General features: G+C 63.8%; 16 protein-coding genes and 2 pseudogenes. 7 read left to right on the top strand and 11 right to left on the bottom strand.

What is annotated here, in order from left to right; translation table 11 throughout:
* Window positions 1–114: 114 nt before the first annotated feature.
* On the top strand, window positions 115–687 hold the full coding sequence (locus tag GDA49_10670; protein MBC6440847.1) for a hypothetical protein: 573 nt from the start codon (window positions 115–117) through the stop codon (window positions 685–687).
* Here GDA49_10670 and GDA49_10665 read toward each other — a convergent pair.
* Window positions 684–1,573: pseudogene (locus tag GDA49_10665) on the bottom strand (mandelate racemase). The gene GDA49_10670 and the pseudogene GDA49_10665 overlap by 4 nt on opposite strands.
* Here GDA49_10665 and GDA49_10660 point away from each other — a divergent pair.
* From GDA49_10660 to GDA49_10650, 3 genes are read left to right on the top strand one after another with little or no spacing between them, the layout of a single operon-like run.
* The gene (locus tag GDA49_10660; protein MBC6440846.1) at window positions 1,544–2,437 is read left to right on the top strand and encodes a DUF935 family protein; all 894 of its coding nucleotides are present in this window, start codon (window positions 1,544–1,546) and stop codon (window positions 2,435–2,437) included. The pseudogene GDA49_10665 and the gene GDA49_10660 sit on opposite strands and share 30 nt — an antisense overlap.
* Window positions 2,434–3,981 carry a minor capsid protein gene (locus GDA49_10655; protein ID MBC6440845.1) on the top strand — a complete coding sequence of 516 codons (1,548 nt, stop codon included), beginning with the start codon at window positions 2,434–2,436 and terminating at the stop codon, window positions 3,979–3,981. The genes GDA49_10660 and GDA49_10655 overlap by 4 nt, the downstream gene beginning before the upstream one ends.
* 1 nt (window position 3,982) lies before the next feature.
* Window positions 3,983–4,495: a hypothetical protein gene (locus GDA49_10650; GenBank protein ID MBC6440844.1), complete on the top strand. Its 513-nt coding sequence runs from the start codon at window positions 3,983–3,985 to the stop codon at window positions 4,493–4,495.
* 308 nt (window positions 4,496–4,803) lie between these two features.
* Here the strand turns inward: GDA49_10650 and GDA49_10645 are convergent.
* From GDA49_10645 to GDA49_10615, 7 genes and pseudogenes are all read right to left on the bottom strand, one after another.
* Window positions 4,804–5,028 (bottom strand): annotated as a pseudogene (locus GDA49_10645) (mandelate racemase).
* Between the two features lie 71 nt (window positions 5,029–5,099).
* Window positions 5,100–5,618 carry a hypothetical protein gene (locus GDA49_10640; GenBank protein ID MBC6440843.1) on the bottom strand — a complete coding sequence of 173 codons (519 nt, stop codon included), beginning with the start codon at window positions 5,616–5,618 and terminating at the stop codon, window positions 5,100–5,102.
* A gap of 14 nt (window positions 5,619–5,632) precedes the next feature.
* Complete coding sequence (locus GDA49_10635; protein ID MBC6440842.1) at window positions 5,633–7,003, bottom strand: FMN-binding glutamate synthase family protein; 1,371 nt, start codon at window positions 7,001–7,003, stop codon at window positions 5,633–5,635.
* 23 nt (window positions 7,004–7,026) lie between these two features.
* Entirely contained in the window at window positions 7,027–7,872 is an 846-nt protein-coding gene (locus GDA49_10630; GenBank protein MBC6440841.1) for a GXGXG motif-containing protein, read from the bottom strand.
* On the bottom strand, window positions 7,860–8,795 hold the full coding sequence (locus GDA49_10625) for a class II glutamine amidotransferase (GenBank protein ID MBC6440840.1): 936 nt from the start codon (window positions 8,793–8,795) through the stop codon (window positions 7,860–7,862). Before GDA49_10625 ends, GDA49_10630 begins: the two co-directional genes overlap by 13 nt.
* A 79-nt stretch (window positions 8,796–8,874) precedes the next feature.
* Window positions 8,875–10,341 carry a glutamine synthetase gene (locus GDA49_10620; GenBank protein ID MBC6440839.1) on the bottom strand — a complete coding sequence of 489 codons (1,467 nt, stop codon included), beginning with the start codon at window positions 10,339–10,341 and terminating at the stop codon, window positions 8,875–8,877.
* A gap of 132 nt (window positions 10,342–10,473) precedes the next feature.
* A complete protein-coding gene (locus tag GDA49_10615) occupies window positions 10,474–11,811 on the bottom strand; it encodes an FAD-binding oxidoreductase (protein ID MBC6440838.1) in 1,338 nt (445 codons plus the stop codon).
* Window positions 11,812–12,023: 212 nt separating this feature from the next.
* Here GDA49_10615 and GDA49_10610 point away from each other — a divergent pair, with 212 nt between their 5' ends.
* Window positions 12,024–12,737 (top strand): FadR family transcriptional regulator, encoded by a 714-nt coding sequence (locus GDA49_10610; GenBank protein ID MBC6440837.1) that lies wholly within the window; start codon window positions 12,024–12,026, stop codon window positions 12,735–12,737.
* Window positions 12,738–13,091: 354 nt separating this feature from the next.
* Here the strand turns inward: GDA49_10610 and folB are convergent, their stop codons facing one another.
* The 3 genes from folB to uvrB are packed head-to-tail and all read right to left on the bottom strand — an operon-like array spanning window position 13,092 to window position 16,329.
* Window positions 13,092–13,454 (bottom strand): dihydroneopterin aldolase, encoded by a 363-nt coding sequence (folB, locus tag GDA49_10605; protein ID MBC6440836.1) that lies wholly within the window; start codon window positions 13,452–13,454, stop codon window positions 13,092–13,094.
* The gene (locus GDA49_10600; protein MBC6440835.1) at window positions 13,451–14,227 is read right to left on the bottom strand and encodes an SDR family oxidoreductase; all 777 of its coding nucleotides are present in this window, start codon (window positions 14,225–14,227) and stop codon (window positions 13,451–13,453) included. The genes folB and GDA49_10600 overlap by 4 nt, the downstream gene beginning before the upstream one ends.
* The gene (gene uvrB / locus GDA49_10595) at window positions 14,224–16,329 is read right to left on the bottom strand and encodes an excinuclease ABC subunit UvrB (GenBank protein MBC6440834.1); all 2,106 of its coding nucleotides are present in this window, start codon (window positions 16,327–16,329) and stop codon (window positions 14,224–14,226) included. The genes GDA49_10600 and uvrB overlap by 4 nt, the downstream gene beginning before the upstream one ends.
* 269 nt (window positions 16,330–16,598) lie before the next feature.
* On the opposite strand from uvrB, the gene GDA49_10590 reads away from it, so the two are divergent.
* Both GDA49_10590 and GDA49_10585 read left to right on the top strand, forming a co-directional pair.
* Entirely contained in the window at window positions 16,599–17,072 is a 474-nt protein-coding gene (locus GDA49_10590; GenBank protein ID MBC6440833.1) for a hypothetical protein, read from the top strand.
* 80 nt (window positions 17,073–17,152) lie between these two features.
* Window positions 17,153–18,313: an acyl-CoA/acyl-ACP dehydrogenase gene (locus tag GDA49_10585; protein MBC6440832.1), complete on the top strand. Its 1,161-nt coding sequence runs from the start codon at window positions 17,153–17,155 to the stop codon at window positions 18,311–18,313.
* Window positions 18,314–18,351: the final 38 nt, after the last annotated feature.

The raw sequence follows: 18,351 nt of genomic DNA, 5'->3' as shown, positions 1-18,351 counted from the left end.
CTGTCTTGGCGAAGGAAGAAGTGTAGGGGGGATTCGTACTTTCTGCAAACAGAAGTGTGCCTGCAGAAATGTCAGTTTTGTAACGCTAAGAGCGGCCATTGGCCTTGGAGTTCCATGTCAGCGACCACGACCGGCGACACGCTTTGTGACAGTTTCATGTCATGGCAGTGTCTGATTCGGCAGCACGCCATGCGGCGCGACGGCGGTCGTCCGTCCGACGGCATGGAGCCTTTGATCGTGACGGCTGGCGGCGACGAACTGGGCCATATCCGGACTGTCATCGCCAAACGCGAGCCCGAGGAAACAACGGCGCTGTTCCGTCATACGGTCAAGCGCACGAACGATCCACGCGAGCGTTTCGAAAAGGGCCTGCAGTACCTGTCGTCTTCCTACTTCCAGTCGTCGAACGGTTTCGAGCCGCGCCTGTTCGCCTTGTTCGCTCCGGACTCGCTCGGTTCCAGCCAGCTCACGCGCGACGGCCGCTGCACGCTGGTCTTCCGGCAATTCAGCCAAAGCTACCGGCTGCCTTGCCGCGTGAGCCGGTTGCCCGACGACGATCCCTTCGCCGAAGCACTCTTCTGGCACAACGCCATGTTCAATCCGGCCCTGCCGCCCGACAGTCAGCGTCTCGCCTTCGATCCCGTCTGGGACGAGGGCACCGCTTTCCCGCCGGTGGATCGGGGTTAGGTTTCTATCACCCTGCGCATGAGCGCAATCAGGTCGGCCTTGGTTTCGAAGCCGATGCCCTGTATGTCGTGCACGGTGACGTGACCGTCCTCGACCGCGATGTCGTCGGCGAAGTCGTCGAAGGGCTTGAAGACGTCGGGGTAGGATTCGTTGCCGCCCAGGCCCAGGACGGCAGCGATGTTGAACGACATCTGATGGCCGCCGTGGGGGATGATATTCTCGCTTGAGAAGCCGTGCTCAGGCAGGAGCGCGAGCGTGCGGCAGTACTCGATCAGGCCGTAGCTCAGCGCACAGTCGACTGCAGGATGTCGCAGTCCGGGCGCATGCCGCCACAGCGCAGCAGGTTGCGGGCATCCTGGTGCGAGAAGAGGTTCTCGCCGGCCGCCATCGGCCCGTCGTAGTGGGTCGCGAGTTCGGCCTGGAGGGCATAGTCGAGCGGGTCGCCCGGCTCCTCATACCAGCGCAGGCCGTAGGGTGCGATCGCCTCGCGGAAGCGGATCGCGGTTTCGAGATCGAGGCGGCCGTTGTCGTCGACCGCGAGACCGCTACCGTCACCGCCCAGCACGTCGAACACGGCCTCGATGCACCGTATGTCCTCGTCGAGGGGGACGGCACCGACCTTCATCTTCACGACGTTGTAGCCGCGCTTGAGATAGCCGCACATCTCGTCCTGCAGGGCGTCGGTGCCCTTGCCGGGGCAGTAGTAGCCGCCGGCGGCATAGACGAAGATGTGATCTGCGACCGCGCCGCCGTTGTAGCGGTCGGCAAGGAGACGCCAGAGCGGCACGCCTTCGATCTTCCCTGCGGCATCCCACAGCGCCATGCCGAGCACGCCGACGGCGACAGAGTGTTCACCGTGCCCGTCCGGCTTCTCATTCGCCATCATCAGCACCCACTGCGCTCATGGGCGGTTGCGCTCGAACGCTTCGGCACACCGGTCGCCGCCGCCCGCGTCCGGCGCGACGCGGCACCCGAGGAGGTCGACCGCGCCCTGAACGCCCTGGCCGGTCTGGCCGCCGGCACATCGCTCGCCATCCCCGAAGACATCGCCATCGAGATCCTTGAGGCCTCCCGCCGCTCCGGCGGCGACTATGAGGTCTTCGCCCGCGAGATGGACCGCATGATCGCCTCGGCCGTCGTCAGCCAGCACGGAACATCCGAGATCGGCCCTCACGTCGGCACAGGCGAGGTCCACATGAAGGTCCTGGAGCGCCTGGTCACGGCTGACGCACGGCGTGTCTGCGACGCCTTGCGCCGCACCGTCGCAACCTGGCTGACCGCATGGAACTATCCCGGTGCCGCCGTGCCGCGCCTGCACCGAGACACCGCGCCGCCCGAGGACCTGGAGTCACGCGCCCGGCGTGACGCCGCCCTGGCCGCAGCCTCCGGGCTGCGGCCCTCCCGCGCCTATATCGAAGCGGTCTATGGCGGCGAATGGGAGCCAGCCTCCGAGCCTGCGTCCACGACCGATCCGCCCGCCCGGCTGGCCGCACCCGGCACGGGCGAAGCCATCGACGATGCCGTCGACGAGATCGCCCGAGAATGGCAGCCGCTCATGGAACCGGTGCTCGCTCCGGTCTTCGAGGCCGTCGCCCGCGCTCAAACCCCGGACGATCTGCGCGCCGCGCTCGACGATCCCGCCCTGCTGGACGCCATGAACGGCGAGGCCTTCGCACGACGCCTGGGACGCGCCACGCTCGCGGTCCGCGTCGTCGCCGCCGGTGAGCCCGGCGAGGACAACGCGACGTGACCGTCGAAGCCCTCGACGTCCCCGACGCAGAGGCCATCGAGGGGTTCCGCCTCAAGGGGTACCGCATCGCCTTCGATTGGCGCGACACCGCAGCCGAGGAGCACGCACGCGCCTTCACCGTCGCCAAGGCCATGAACCGCGACATCCTCAAGGACATCCGCTCCGCCTTCGACCGCGCATGGGCAAACGGCGACACCGTCGAGAGCTTCATTGACGATCTCGAACCGGTCCTGCGCAAGAAGGGATGGTGGGGACGCCAGACCATGGTCGACCCCAAGACGGGCAAAACCCGCATGGTCCAGCTCGGATCGGTCCACCGTCTCCGCCTCATCTTCGACGCCAACATGCGCTCGGCCACGGCACGCGGCCACTGGGAGCGCATCGAACGCCTCAAGGATCGCATGCCCTTCCTGCGCTACGTCTCCGTGCTCGATCAGCGCACCCGGCCCGACCACATGACCTGGCATGGCACCATCCTGCCCGTCGATCATCCGTTCTGGACAACCCACTACCCGCCCAACGGCTGGCGGTGCCGCTGCATTGTCCAGCAGCTGTCCCAGGACGATCTCGACCGCTTCGGGTATCAGCCGAACAACGGCCCGCCACCCGGGTCCGGTCAGACTCGGCCATGGACCAACAAGAGGACTGGCGAGACCGTCCAGGTTCCCGTCGGCATCGACCCCGGCTGGCAGCACAACGCTGGCCTCGTCGATCCCCTGCGCGGCCCGATGCCCGATCTCGCAGACGCCGCCGCCAAGGGCGAGCCCATGTCCTTCGTTCTCGCCGGGCGCGACATCCGCCGCCGCCTGCTGCGCGCCTCGGGTTTCGACCCCGCCGATACGGCGTTCGACCCCATGGACCCCGGCCTCGCCGACGCGCTGCGCGGGGCCCTGCGCAAGGACCTCGCCGACCAGGGCATCGTCACCGGCAACACCGCACCCGCGCTCGCGACCGCGTCGAGAGCCAAAGCCGACATGAATGCCCGCAACGCCGTCGACGCCGCCGCTCGCGACCTGCCCGATACCTGGATCGTCGCCGCCACCGCGGCCGACAAGGTCAGGGTCGGCAGTACGCCGGCGGGGACACGCGTCCTGGGCATCTACAGGCCAAGGATCAAGGGCAAGGGCAAAACGCCAGAGATTGAGACGAACGCCACGCCGTCCAACGCGCTCCATGAGTACGTCCATCACATCCAGGCGGTCATGCCAGACCTCGACCGCCTGTTCCAGAACCTTCACAAGCGCCGCAACGACGGTGTCGCTCCCGCGTCTCTGGGCGGCTACGGAGGTCTCGGCCGCAAAGACGAATACATCGACGCCTACTTCGGCCGCGAGTACGACGCCACCAATCTCAAGAAACTGGGCTACGACACGGGCCGCCCCGCCCTTGAGGTCATCACCCGCGCGTTCCAGATCACATTCCACCAGATCACCAGGACGCGGCCTGATGGCACCACAGAGACCCTCGACATCGCCTCGCTCGCCCACGACGATCCCGAACTAATGGATCTGGTCCTCGGCGTCCTGTTCCACTATAATCCCTGACATGGCCATCCACACCATCATGCTGCCCGACCGGCGGTTCGGGCGCGCCATGCGGACCATCCTGTGGGACGATGTCGCCGGAACCTTCGACGGCGATCACGGCGATGTGCCTTGGCTCAACGAGCAGGTCGACGGACGCGAGCCGGGATGGCTCGCCAAGGATGAGCTCCAGGTCTGGCTCCAGGACCCGGCCCACAGCCCAGGTGACCTCATCTGGCTGCTGGGCTTCATATGGGGCGGCGTCCATACACCGAACGAGATCTTCCAGGGTATCGCCATTGAGCTGCCCCCGATCTTCGACGGCGGCGAGACCGAACCCGAACACCTCTCGCCCCTGTTCACCTTCCCCGACGGACACAAGGCCCGGGCACCCGCCTATCTGATCGACGAGAACGGCGACAAGATCGGCTTCCCGCCGCCCAACGCCGAATACACCCTCACCGACGAAAGCGGACCGGACGGAATCGGAGAACGTACCGTCGAAGGCCCGATCGTCATGTTCTGCCTCGCCTGAACCCGCTCCGATCGACCGCCGCCCGGCGCCCCCCGACGGCCTCTGTTTCCACGCCATCGTGCGGTCCCGAAAGCGCCCGGAAAATCCCGCCGTTCCAGACCCTAGAAAACGCCCGGAAAACGACCCTGCAAGGCCGTTTCAACGGACGATTCTGAAAGACTTTTCAGCAACCCCGAATCCACCCCTAACCCCTTGATCCATCACGCATAGTCACGCCTCATCACGCATAGTCACGATTCCCAAAGACTTCCCGCCCCCCACAACGTTGCCGCCTCGGGATTGAGCGATCCGCCGGGCGCATAGTCCTCCGGCTCGGCGTCCATCAGGCGCAGGATGAAACGCTCGTCTATCAGCCCCTTGGCATCGTAGCGGCCGTTCGAATTGAAGCCGTAGCCGATAACCGGCCTGCCGTCGCGCATAATGTCGGTGACCACGGCCACCACACTCACCATCATCTTCGAAAAGTCGATGTAGGCGTTGGCGATCTCCGACGCGATTGGTGCGGTGGCGTTGCGGATGTCGACGATCTTCATGTTCTCTTCCAAGGACAAGGGCCTGCCCCGTTGCCAGGGCAGGCCCTTGTCGTAACAAAAACGCAGGGCGGTCAGAACTTGCGATAAGCTCGGTAGAGGTCCCGCATGGGATGCCGGTCCGACATCTGGAACTTGACCAGAAGCTCACGCGCGATCATGTCGCGGTCCTGCTGGTTGTTCGGCAGCTTCACGGACTTCGGAATGCGAATCCAGCCGTTGGCGTTGCGATCGAACACCGCGGCGTTGCCTTCCTCGTAACCCATGTGGACGTCCTCAAGCCAGTTGAGGTCGTCCCAGCCCATCATCTCGATGTACTTCGCCAGAAACGGCGTCAGCCGATCGTAGTCGGGCACCAGGTTCACGTCGTAGCGGTAGCCGATGTGCTGGCCGATTTCCTTCTCGCGCGACGTGTCGAGGCCGTCGGACTTGAGGAAGTAATCGACGTCGCTGGCCTTGGCCTTCGACTTGCGCGCCGCCTTCTTCGGGGTAGCCTTCTTCTTGGCTGCCGCCTTGAGTGAGGTCACATTTTTTGAAGCCGGCTTCTTGGCTGCCGCCTTCTTCGTGGCGGCTTTCTTGGTTGCTCGTGCCATCTTGTCTCACCCGATCAGAGGTGGTGGTAGTCGTCGACGCCAACCGTATGGTTGGTGCCGGCGAGCGGAACGCCTGCCATGGCCGAAGCCTCCATGGTGAGAGCCGAAAGATCCTCGGGCTCCAGGCTGTGCACGTTGGTTTTGCCGCAGGCACGGGCCATCATCTGACACTCGATCGCGAGCGTGTGGAGGATGTTGTAGACGCGCTCGGCGGCATCGTCTGGATTGAGACGCTTCCTGAGCTCCGGATCCTGCGTCGCCACGCCAACGGGGCAACGGCCTGTGTGGCAGTGGTAGCAGTAACCGGCGGGCACCCCGATTGTGCCTTCGTAGTCGGCCTCGGGGATGTCCTTGTTGCAGTTCAGCGCCATCATCGCGGTGGTGCCGATGGCGACTGCGTCCGCACCCAGCGCGAGCGCCTTGGCGAGGTCGCCGCCGTTGCGCACCGCACCGGCGTAGATCAGCGTGATCTCGCCGCGCTTGCCCAGATCGTCGATCGCCCGGCGGGCCTGGCGGATCGCCGCAATGCCCGGAACACCCGTCTCCTCGGTGGCGAGATGCGGGCCAGCACCAGTCGAACCTTCCATGCCGTCGATGTAGATCGAGTCGGGATCGCACTTCACCGCCATGCGGACGTCGTCATAGACTCGCGCCGCACCCAGCTTGAGCTGGATCGGGATCTGGTAGTCGGTCGACTCCCGGATTTCCTGGATCTTGAGCGCCAGATCGTCCGGCCCCAGCCAGTCGGGGTGACGGGCCGGCGAACGCTGGTCGATGCCCGCGGGCAGCGAACGCATCTCGGCGACCTGGTCGGTGACCTTCTGGCCCATGAGATGACCGCCCAAACCAACCTTGCAGCCCTGACCGATGAAGAACTCACAGGCGTCAGCGAGACGCAGGTGGTGCGGGTTGAAGCCATAGCGCGACTGGATGCACTGGTAGAGCCACTTCTCCGAATAACGCCGCTCATCGGGGATCATGCCGCCTTCGCCCGAGCACGTTGCCGTGCCGGCCATGGTGGCGCCGCGCGCGAGCGCGGTCTTGGCCTCGAACGACAGCGCGCCGAAGCTCATGCCGGTGACATAGACCGGGATATCGAGCTCAAGCGGACGCTTGGCGCGGGGGCCGATCACCGTCTTGGTCTCGCATTTCTCGCGATAACCTTCGATGACGAAACGGGTCAGCGTGCCCGGCATGAAGGTCAGGTCGTCCCAGGTTGGGATCTTCTTGAACAGCGCCATGCCACGCATTCGGTAACGGCCGAGCTCGGCCTTGATGTGGATGTCGTCGATCACACGCGGTGAGAACATGAAGTTCTCGCCGAGAACCTCCTTATTCCGGCCGTCGGGCGCACGATCGAAGATGTCTTTTTTCTTGGTAGCCATTGTTCTGTCTTTCCTCCGTGGGCCTAGAGAACGATCTTCTTCTCGGAAGGCTCGAGGTTGTCGTAGTTCCAGAGCTGCTTGCCTGCGACGATCTTGGTCATGTTCTTGATGCTGTTGGGTGCCTTCAGCCCAAACTGCTTGAGCTTGCGCTCGAGCCAGGCGCAGTCGAGTTCGGTCATCTCCGAGGTTACCGCGTCGACGCCGAGGCTCTCGATCTTGCCGCCGATATAGATCGTGCCGTCGTACATCGAGTCGCCCAGGTTCTTGCCGGCGTCACCCAGCACGACCATGCGGCCGCGCTGCATCATGAAGCCCGAGAACGCACCCGTCCGGCCGCCGACGATGATCGTGCCGCCCTTCTGGTCGATGCCCGTGCGCGAACCGACGTCGCCCATGCAGACGAGGTCGCCGCCACGGATCGCCGCACCGAAGGTCGAGCCCGCGTTCTTTTCGACGATCACGGTGCCGGCCATCATGTTCTCGGCGCAGGACCAGCCTACGCGGCCGGTGATGCGGACGTTCGGGCCGTCGATCAGGCCAACGCCAAAGTAGCCCAGACTGCCCTCGAAGGTCAGGTTCAGCCGCTGCAGGATGCCGACGCCGAGCGAGTGGCGGGCGAGCGGATTCTTGATCACGATCGAGCCGTAACCCTTCGACATCAGGTCACGGATCTTGAGGTTGACATCGGTCGTGTCCATGTCCGCGGCGTTGAACGCCTTGCGCTTGTTGAAGTCGACATCGAAGGCTTCCGGATAGAGGAAGTTCTCCTCTTCGGTGATGTCGAAGAAGCGCTGCTGCGTGCGCCCGGTGAGCTGCTCGCTGTGCAGCCCCATATCGTGCGAACGATGCTCTTCCTTTAGCTGCGCCATACCCGAACCTCCCGGTCGTAGGGGTCAAACGTGTCGATTTCCTGAGGCAGGATCTCGCGGATTGCGACCTCTTCGGAGGCCATTGCCACGAGGTCGTCGCTCTCGTAGATCACCATCGGCTTGGCGGCCATGTCGTCCTTGGCCATCCCGAGGCTGTCCGACGTCGCCACAAGATAGGTGAAGACGCCGTCGAGCTCGTCGACCGACTGCTTCATCGCATCCTCAAGCTCCATGCCTTCCTGCAGCTTGTCAGCGATGTAGACCGCGATCAGCTCGGAGTCGCAGTTCGACATGAAGCGGAAGTCCTTGCGCTCCATCTCGCGCCGCATGATCCAGTAGTTGGTCAGCTGGCCGTTATGGACCACCGAGATGTCGTGATACGGGTAGGCCCAGTAGGGATGCGCCGAGCGGATGTCGACGTCGGACTCGGTCGCCATGCGGGTGTGGCCGATGGCGTGCGTACCCTTGAAGCCCTTGAGCGAATACTGGTCGGACACCGTGTTGGCGTCGCCCAGGTCCTTGATCAGCTCCAGACCCGTGCCGAGCGAGAGGATCTCCGTCGAGGCCACGTCCTCAATGTAGTCCGCCAGCTTGCGCATGTTGCCCTTGAACTTGATGCGATAGCGGTAGGCGTACTCCGTCGCGTCCTCGGCCTTGATCATCTTCACGCCCAGCTCCGCCAGACGGCGATCGACCTCGGCACGACGGTCCTTGACCTGCTTGTGAATGTCGTAGCCCTTGGCGACGTCTTCCTGCTCGGCGACCTTGAAGCGCAGAACGTACTCGTTCTTGCTCGGGACGCCGTAGATCGCGAAGCCGGTCGAGTCCGGTCCGCGGTGCTTGAGTGACTGCAGCATTGCGGTCATTTCCGACCCGACGTCCGCGGCCTTCTTGCGGTGGATGATACCTGCGATGCCACACATGGCGGTTGTCCTCCTCAGGTTTCAAAGACAGATACGGCGGCAGCCGTTACCGGCCACCGCCGCGTTCCTAACGTCCTGCTTAGGGCAGGCAATCCCAGTAGGTGTCCATGTCCCACTCGGTGACGGTGGCCATGAAGGTCTCCCACTCGTTCGACTTGTAGTGCTTGAAGACCTTGTACATGTCGCCGGGCATGGCGGCCTTGATGACCTCGTCGTTCTCGAGACGATCGAGCGCGTCGCCGAGCGACATCGGCAGCTTCTTGACCTTCTTTCCCTCTTCCATGGCCTGATAAATGTTGCGTTCTTCGGGTTCGCCCGGATCGAGCTTGTTGGCGATACCGTCGTCGAACGCCTGGATGATGGCGTTGGCCATCAGATAGGGGTTCACCATCGAGTCCACGGCGCGGTACTCGAAACGGCCCGGCGCGGAAACGCGCATGCCGGTGGTGCGGTTCTGGTAGCCCCAGTCGGCGAAGACAGGCGCCCAGAAGCCCGTGTCCCACAGACGACGGTACGAGTTGACGGTCGAGCAACCGATCGCGGTCAGCGCACCGAGATGCGCCATCACACCGCCGATCGCCTGCAGGCCGACCTTGCCCGGCTTCCGCGGATCCTTGCCGTCAGGCATGAACGTGTTCTTGCCGCCCTTCTTGTACATGAAGTTCTCTGGCATGCCGGCTGGGTTCTCTTGGCCGAGCGTGTTCATCTCGTCCTTGCCGCCCTTCCACAGCGAGACGTTGTGGTGGCAACCCGACGCGGAGACGCCCATGAATGGCTTCGACATGAAACAGGCGATCAGGTTGTTTTCGCGTGCGACCTGGGCGCAGATCTGGCGATAGGTCGTTAGCCGGTCGGCGGTGCGCAGGGCGTCGTCGAACTGGAAGTTGAGCTCAAGCTGGCCCGGTGCGTCCTCGTGGTCTCCCTGGATCATGTCGAGACCCATGGCACGGCTGTACTCGATCGCCTTCATGAAGACCGGGCGCAGGCTCTCGAACTGGTCGATGTGGTAGCAGTTGGGCTTCGAGAAGCCGCCATCGGGCAGGCCGTTCTCACCCTTCTTCAGCCACATCATCTCGGGCTCCGTGCCGTGTCGCATATGGAGGCCCTTGTGCTTCTTCTGGAAGGCGTCGTGGGCCCGGCGCAGGTTGCCGCGGCAGTCGCCGGTGAAGAAGCCGCCAGGGTTCTCCGGCTCCTCGCGATTGCGGAAGCAGGTGCAGTAGACGCGGGCGACGCGCTTGTCCCAGGGCAGCTGGACGAAGGTCTCGGGATCGGGGATGCCGACCAGTTCCGAAGACTCAGGGCCGTAACCGATGTAGTCGCCGTAGCGGTCGACGTAGAGGTTGGCGACCGAACCGTAGACCAGCTGGAAGCCCCGCTCAGCGATGGTCTCCCAGTGGTCGGCCGGGACGCCCTTGCCGACGATGCGGCCAGTGACTGAAATGAACTGATAGTAGATGTAGTCGATCTTCAGTTCGTTGATCTTCTTGCGAACGTCTTTGACGAGTTTTGCGCGGCCAGGTTGTTCAACGTAGCCTTCAATATCCATCGGCATGGATCGTGTCCCTCCTCGGAGCTTCCCAATTTGTTTCGGTCCTCCGGAGGAGGCCCCCGCCGCCTCCATCGACCTTGTACTGAGAGTGGCGCGCGCGTCGTGACAGAGTCAACGTGCGCCCGTGGCTCAGCTCCACGGAAACGGGCTATTCGAAACCGGATGCATCCTGCCTTCGGCGTAACGCGAGAAGCGGAACGGCTCGAGCAGCGCGCTGGTCTCGCCGACACACTCGCTGGCGACCAGCTTGCCGACGCCGATCATCTTGTAGCCGTGGTTCGAGTCGGCGATGAACTGGACGTTCTCGCAGAAGGTGTCGAACACAGGGAAGCTGTCGGGCGTGAAGCAACCCAGGCCGCCCGAAGGCTCCTTCTTCCACTTGCCAATCTTGCCGGAGAAGCGCTCCTGGCAGTGCGCCAGCGCCGAGCACCACATATGCGCGAAGTCGTCGCCGACGATGAAGTCGGGCGAGTTCGGGCCGTAGGGATCAAGCGCGACCCGGTCGACCGGCGTCTTGACCTCATAGGGCATGGCCCCGCCCTGGATGCCGGCAAAGTTGAAATCGGGTTTGTAGTAGATGCCCCACATCTCTTCGGTGATGACCGAGCCGTCGACGTCCGACATCAGCGGTGCGTTGGTGTCAACATGAATCACCGGCGGCATGCCGCCGTCGTTGAGTTTCTGCAGGTTCGGATCGACGCCGAGCGTGCCTTCCTCAAGGCACCAGTAGCGCCAGGTGTCGATGCCCTCGTGCATGGTGCCGTCGCTGCCCTTGATTGAGACCGTCTTGGGCAGGTCCAGCATGTTCCAGACCTGGCTGGCCCAAGGGCCGACCGCAACCACAACCATGTCGGTCCTGATGTCGCCCTTGTCGGTCAGGACCTTCGAGACGGCCTCGCCCGACTTCTCGAAGCCGGTGACGTGGCAACCGGTGATGATGCGGACACCCTCGTCCTCGGCCTTGCCGGCGAGGCCGTAGATCGAGGCGGTATTGTTGGCGAAGCCACCCTTCTTTTCGTGCAGCACCGAAGTGATGCCCTGGGCACGCCAGTCCGAGAACAACTCCTTCATGTAGGCGGTGCAGGCATCGGCCCCTTCGATGAAGTCCGACTTGTAGCCGATTGCCTTCTGCTGCTCGTAGATTGACGCGACGTCCTCATGCATCGATTCGCACGAGATCTGCATGTAGCCGACCGGGTGGTAGCTGTAGGCCTCGGGGTCGCTCTCCCAGACCTCGACGCATTGGGCCATCAGCTCGCGCATGGCGGGCTGGTAGTAGTTGTTACGCACCACGCCGCAGGCAATGCCGCTGGCACCGGCCGCGATGCCGGTCTTGTCGAGAACCAGGATGTCGTCGCCGGTGCCCTTGCCGCGCGCCTTGAGCTCCAGCGCAAGATGATAGGCGGTCGAAAGGCCGTGAATGCCGGCCCCGATGATCACGTACTTGGAATGGGTGGGGAAGGCCATGGCGGTGCGTCTCTCCTCCTTGAACGGCTTGGCCGAGTCGGGCGCGGTCTGGATTGGTCTAGGTGCCTGAAAGGCTGGAAATCCTTGCCGAGCTTGACTTGGCCCGTATTTGGTCCGACGATGTTCTGTGCCAATTGTGGCCCAATCGAACCAATTCGCGGGTAGCTAAGTCCCGTGTGACAACGATGTCAAGCAAAAGCGCGGAAGTGCCGATGGCCGGATCGCCTGAACACAGCGACACCTTGCGGAAGCTGCCTCTGCCGAACGCCAAGAGCGCAGCTGCGATCGCTGCCCAGCTGCGCCAGGCGATCCTCGACGGCGTGTATGTCGATGGCGAACGGCTGCCGGCCGAACGGCAGCTTGCGACCGCCTTGTCGAGCTCGCGCACGACGGTGCGCGAGGCGCTGCGCATCCTGGAGCACAACCATCTGGTCAGCCGCCGGGTCGGCAGCGGCACCTTCGTGACCTTCCGGCCCGAGGCCGGCGAGGATGACGTCGCCGAGGTCACCAGCCCGATCGAGCTGGTCGAAGTCCGGATCGCCGTCGAGCCCCACATGGTCCGGCTTGCCACACTGCACGCCACGCTGCGCGATCTTCACCGCATTGCCGAGGCGCTTAAGGCGCTGGAAGCCGACGGGCTCTGGGCGGAGGGGTTCACACGTCACGACCGCACCTTCCATCAGTCGATTGCGGATGCCACGCGCAACCCACTGATGGTCTCGCTTTATAGGCAGATCAATCACGTGCGTGGCCACCGCCAGTGGAACGCTATGAAGGACAAGGTCCTGACGCCCGAGAGCATGGAGGCCTATAACCGCGAGCATCGGGCGCTCTACGATGCGCTCCGGGCGCGTGACGCCGAGCTTGCGGTCGAGATCGTCTTGCGCCATCTCGACGCTGCCCGGCAGCAGCTTTCCGCCGCCTGAACGCCGGCGTCTAGCCTCGCCCGGAGGCTATAATAGAAGCTGTGGACAAGTCTGTCGAAAAGGTCGGCCAGCAACGGCCCAGAGCGCGGAAATCCGCCATGTCACACAGAACTGCCCTTTTTTTGCAGTTTCGTTAACCCTATGACTTTTCGAGTTTTCCGGTGACGGCGTGTGACATGACTGCGATGGTTTCGAGAACCGGATCTTGACAACCCCTCTGCCGGTCGACCCGGGAGCGGCTGTGCACAAATCAGGCTTCCGGAGGCGTGCTCGGGCGCGGATTCCGACGATTCCGGACTGTTTTTCGCGTCGATGGGCCGAAGTAGGGAAGGACTCCGCCCGCACCGCGATTCGTCAACGCTTTGCTTGCGTCCGAGCGATCTCGACGCCGGCCGCTTCGGCATCCTCGATGGCGTCGGGTTTGCGTGCACGGACCGTCACCTTGATGACCCGGGTATCCTTAAGGCAGGCCGAAGCCAGACGTTCGACGAATGTCTCGACGAGTTCTATATGGCCGCTCGCCACGAGACTGCGGGCATGGTCGGCGGCAACCCGGTAGTCGATTACGGAACAGAGGTCGTTCTCGTCGGGCGCACCGGTGTTGACCTCCATGGTGATATCGACGATGAGCGGTTGGCGACGGCCATGCTCGTGGTCAAGCACGCCGATCTCGGCCTCAAGCAGGAGTCCCTCCAGAAAGACCTTGCCCCAACTCATGACTTGCCCGTCTGAAGCGGATAGCCGCCCTCGGGATGGAGCCAGCCGAGATGCTGACCGCCGTCGAGGTGCAGGGTCTGGCCAGTGACGGCAGGCGCATTCAGCAGATACCGGACGGCATCGCAGATCTCTTCGGGCGAGGTGCCGCGACGCAGCGGATAACCGTCGGTCCAGCGTTTCATCTCGGTGCCGTCGTCGCCCGGGTCGGGCAGAGCCATGCCGGGGCCAATAGCGTTGACCCGGATAGCGGGCGCAAGCTCGAGCGCCCAAGTACGCGTCAGCACGGCGAGGGCGGCCTTCGAGGCCGTGTAGCTCATGTAGTTCGGCGTCGGGTTGGCGATGCGCTGGTCGAGGATGTTGATGACGTTGCCGTGGGAATCCCAGGGAAGCTGCGCCGCGAAGGCCTGGGTCAGCAACACCGGTGCCATAAGGTTGACGTCGAGGTTGGCGGCCATGCTGGTCGGCGTCGCGCTGCGTACGTGGTCGGGCACGAAGACGCCGGCGTTGTTGACCAGCAGGGTCAACGGTTCGAGCGCGTCCGATGCCGCATCGACGAGGTTCGAGGTGGCGGCCGGATCAGAGAGGTCGGCCGACAGGGCGACGGCCGTGCCGCCCGCATCGTTGATGGCCGCAACGGCCGTCTCTGCGACGCCCAGCGACGACCAAGCATGGAACGCCACGGCCCAACCGTCTGCGGCAAGCGCATTCGTGATCGCGAGACCCAGGCGCTTGCCCGCACCCGTGACCAGAGCAGCACCGGACAAGTTCCTCACGGCCCCTTCCGCTTCCTGATCTTACGTTTGGCATTGCGTTCCATCGCGGCGTCCTGGGGTTTCTCGCGGACGCCGATGTCGAGGACCTCAAGGCGGCGGATCTCGTCGCGCATGCGGGCTGCGTCTTCGAACTCGAGGTCGGCGGAGGCTTCGCGCATGCGCTTTTCGAGATCGGCGATGCGCTCCTCAAGGGTCATGTCGCCGGCGCTGTCTTCTCCTGCGATACCGAGGTCGACGGTCACATAGTCGGCATCGTAGACACTCTGCAGCACATCGGAGACGCCGCGGCGGATCGACTCCGGCGTGATGCCATGCTCGACGTTGTAGGCCTCCTGCTTGGCCCGGCGCCGGCTGGTCTCGGCAATCGCCTTCTCGAGCGATTCGGTCATGTGGTCGGCATAGAGCAGGACGCGGCCGTCGACGTTGCGCGCGGCCCGACCGATGGTCTGGACCAGCGAGGTCTCGCTCCTCAGAAAACCTTCCTTGTCTGCATCCAGGATCGCGACCAGCGCACACTCGGGGATGTCGAGGCCCTCGCGTAGCAGGTTGATGCCGACCAGCACGTCGAACACGCCGAGCCGGAGATCCCTGATGATTTCGATGCGCTCCAGCGTATCAATGTCGGAATGCAGGTAACGCACCCGCAGCCCGGCCTCAGTAAGGTATTCGGTGAGCGCTTCGGCCATGCGCTTGGTCAGCGTGGTGACGAGCACGCGCTGACCCTTGGCGGCGACTTCCCTGCACTCGCCGATCAGGTCGTCGACCTGGGTCGAGGCCGGCCGGATGATGCAGGGCGGATCGACCAGCCCGGTCGGCCGGATGATCTGTTCGGTGAAGACACCGCCAGTGCGCTGCAGCTCCCAGTCGCCCGGGGTTGCCGAGACGAAGATCGACTGGGGCCGCATGGCGTCCCACTCCTCGAACTTCAGCGGTCGGTTGTCGACACAGCTCGGCAGGCGGAAGCCGAACTCGGCCAGCGTGGACTTGCGATTGAAGTCGCCCTTGAACATGCCGCCCACTTGGGGAACCGCGACATGGCTCTCGTCGACAAAGATGATGGCGTTGTCGGGCAGATACTCCATCAGCGTCGGTGGCGGTTCGCCGGGCGACCGGCCGGTCAGGAAGCGCGAGTAGTTCTCGATGCCGGCGCACATGCCGGTCGCTTCCATCATCTCGATGTCGAAGGTGCAGCGCTGATCGAGACGCTCGGCCTCCAGATACTTGCCCTGGCCGCGGAAGTGATCGAGCCGCTCTTTGAGTTCAACCTTGATGTGCTTGATTGCCTGATGAAGCGTCGGCTTGGGCACGATGTAGTGGCTGTTGGCGTAGACCACGACCTGCTTCATCTCGCCCATGCGCTCGCCAGTCAGCGGGTCGAACTCGACAATCTCCTCGATCTCGTCGCCGAACATGGCGATGCGCCAGGCGCCGTCCTCCAGATGGCTCGGGAAGATCTCGACCGAGTCGCCGCGCACGCGGAAGGTGCCGCGCTGGAAGGCGGTGTCGTTGCGCCGGTACTGCAGGTCGACTAGCCAGCGCAGGATGTCGTCGCGTTCGATCATCATGCCGGACTCGAGCGCCAGCGTCATGGCCGAGTAGCTCTCGACGTCGCCTATGCCATAGATGCAGGAAACGCTGGCGATGATGATCGTGTCGTCGCGCTCCAGGATCGCGCGCGTCGCCGAATGGCGCATGCGGTCGATCTGCTCGTTCCGGGTCGACTCCTTCTCGATGTAGGTGTCGGTGCGCGGAACGTAGGCCTCGGGCTGGTAGTAGTCGTAGTAACTGACGAAGTATTCGACGGCGTTGTCCGGGAAGAAACTCTTGAATTCGCCGTAGAGCTGGGCGGCCAGCGTCTTGTTGGGTGCCAGCACCAGGGCCGGACGCCCAAGGCGCTGGATGACCTGAGCCATGGTGAAGGTCTTGCCCGAGCCGGTGACTCCGAGCAGCACCTGGTCACGATCGCCCTGGGTCAGCGCGTCGCACAGCTCCGCGATCGCGGCAGGCTGGTCGCCCTGCGGTTCGAACTCGGATGTTAGATTGAAAGGCGAGGGTTCGACCGGTGCGAAGGGATCGTTCCGAAGGGGGTGCGCAAGCGTCATGGTCGTCCCAATGTAAGGATTGTGGGAAGTGTTCGCCAGTTTGCGGAAGCGTTTGGTCGAACAGGTTCGGGGGGACGCGCAAAAGGCTCATGGCCTGAACGATGGAACGGACTGGGATTCGAAAGGTGGTCGGCAAAGCCAAGGGCTCGATCATCGCAGCGGGGCTGTTTCTCCGCCTCCCCCCGGCGCTTGCGACGTTGGGCGGTTCCTGGCTTCTCCAGACGGAGTCCTGAACCTGGGCCGATGATCTCGGGCGGTCGCCCTATGCCATGCAGGTCTTTGGCAGCAAGGGAAGCGAGCGAAACTTTTCCGACACCATCACCAACATCTTCGACTACGAGAGGCCGCAGGAGCGCGTGATCGCCATCTCCGGCAACCGCGACACCGCGTGGTTCCGAGACCAGCTCAGTCTCAAGGGTGAGCTGATGTTACGCCAACCACTTCGACCGCGAGAGCTATCACGAGTTCGGCCTCGCGTTTTACGGGCGCTGGCAGGATTTCCCTTGGAACGAGTATGTCGTCACCATGGCGGCGGGCCGCTTGGAGCCGAGCGACACGACGATCTCTCCGACCGTTCCCGTCTGCTGAACCGGTTCAACCTGGAGCTGACCGGCGCGATGCCGCACCATCCCGACACTTCTCTGATGGTACGGCTGCAGCATCGGTCCGGCATCTTCGGCCTGATCAACGGCGTGACTGATGCCTCCAACTTCCTGCCCTTCGGCGTGCGCCACGAGCTCTGAGTTCTGATTGAGGCTGCGACCCTGCTTGCGGGCGCAGGCCTGAGCCTCTATCTAGCGCGCGCCTGCCTGAGAGCCCTGCCATGCAGTTCTCCCTGACCGAAGAACAGACGCTGATCATCGACACTGTGCGCCGGTTCGTCGGCGAGGAACTTGTGCCCTACGAGGACGAGGTCGAACGCGACAACCATGTCCGGCCCGAGCTGATCGAGCATATCCACGCCCGTGCGATCGAGACCGGTCTCTACGCCGCCAACATGCCCGAGGAGTTGGGTGGCGGCGGGCTTGATGCGCTGACCATCGCGCTGATGGAGATCGAACTCGGTCGTACGTCGTTTGCCCTGCAGCACGCGGTGGCGCGGCCGTCGAACATCCTGCGCGCCTGCAGGGGCGACCAGATCGAGCAGTACCTGCTGCCCACCATTCGTGGCGAGCGGGTCGAGTGCCTGGCGATGACCGAGCCACAGGCCGGCTCCGACCTGCGCTCAATGAAGACCAAGGCGGTGCGTGACGGCGACCACCACGTCGTCAACGGCACCAAACACTTTATCAGCTATGCCGACGTGGCCGACTACGCGATCCTCTTCGCATCGTCGGGCGTGCAGGACACGCCGCGCGGTCCGCGCAGCCTGATCACCAGCTTCCTGGTCGATAAGGGCACGCCGGGTTTCGAGGTGGTGATGGGCCCGGAGAGCGTGTCGCATCGTGGCTTCCATCACTGCGAACTCGTTTTCACCGACTGCCGTCTGCACGAAAGCCAGATTCTGGGCGAGGAGCACAAGGGTTTCGAGGTCGCCAACACCTGGCTCGGCGCGACCCGGCTCACGGTCTCCGCCCAGTGCATCGGCCGCGCACGGCGGGTGATCGACATGGCCGCCGAATGGGCCGCCAGCCGCAAGCAGTTCGGCCAGACGATCGGCAAGTTCCAGGGCACATCCTTCAAGCTCGCCGACATGGCGACCGAGATTGAGGCGGCCGAACTCTTGGTGCTGCGCGCAGCCGACAAGGAAGCCCGCGGCGAAGCCCAGGACCAGGACTTCGCTATGGCCAAGCTCTTCGCGACCGAAATGCTCGCGCGGGTGACCGACAACGCGCTGCAGATCTACGGCGGTATGGGCCTGATGAAGGAACTTCCCATCGAGCGCTTCTGGCGCGATGCCCGTGTTGAGCGCATCTGGGACGGCACCAGCGAAGTCCAGCGCCACATCATTTCACGGTCGGTTTTGCGGCCGTACGAAAACTAGAAAGAGGCCCTTACTCTCCCATGGCGCAAGCTATGGGA

This window comes from Rhodospirillales bacterium, assembly GCA_014323865.1.
Classification (GTDB): domain Bacteria; phylum Pseudomonadota; class Alphaproteobacteria; order SP197; family SP197; genus SP197.
The sequence above is the reverse complement of the archived record's forward strand: the minus strand, read 5'-3'. Positions and strand labels throughout refer to the sequence as shown.